The sequence below is a fragment of the Pseudomonas sp. SDO55104_S430 genome, assembly GCF_054070595.1.
In genome coordinates this window covers 1-589 of record NZ_JBSVXG010000501.1, presented here as the reverse complement: position 1 = coordinate 589, position 589 = coordinate 1, and the positions used below count along the sequence as shown (strand labels likewise).

At 44.7% G+C, this 589-nt stretch carries 1 protein-coding gene; it reads right to left on the bottom strand.

Features of this window, described 5'->3' with window-relative positions; translation table 11 throughout:
• Positions 1–557, bottom strand: a 557-nt coding sequence (locus tag ACW9JE_RS30910) for a hypothetical protein (protein WP_457434934.1), incomplete at its 3' end; no start/stop codon positions are given.
• Between the last annotated feature and the right edge of the window lie 32 nt (positions 558–589).

Below are 589 nucleotides of genomic sequence, written 5' to 3'. Positions count from 1 at the left end.
GCTGGACGAACCTTTTCCCGGACAGCTGCATTTACGTGGTCGTTCAATGCCAGTCGGAACGCACCATGTAAAATGAAATATTCCAATCCTGCGGGTAGTTCGGCGCCATTGACAACCTTGATCCCGAAGTAATTACCATAAATCTCAGGCACAACACTGTAGGTATCATCACTTACAGCAAAACCTATAGTAATTCCAATCTGCACCCACAACTTTACAGCCTTGGATTCACCGAAATAAACAACACGGCAATCCACCTCAGCCGCACGAATCGTGGCCTCGACATAACTATCCGGCCTATTGGAAAACATAACAAAAAAACCCGGCTCGCCATAATTCTCATGTCCTTCTATGGGAATCTCAAATGACTCAAACAATGAATCTTCAAACGCCATTTCAGGAATTATGATACGACCACGCTTGCCAGGATTTTTTACCAAATGATATTCGGCAAGCATGCTATGTTTAACTTCCACGATAAACTCTGGTTCTTTCACTTCAAACAGAACTGCGAGATTTTGAGCCATTTCAGCAGTGATCATCTCGTTACTGATCATCAGGCTAGCATTCACACCAGGCAGACCGCGGG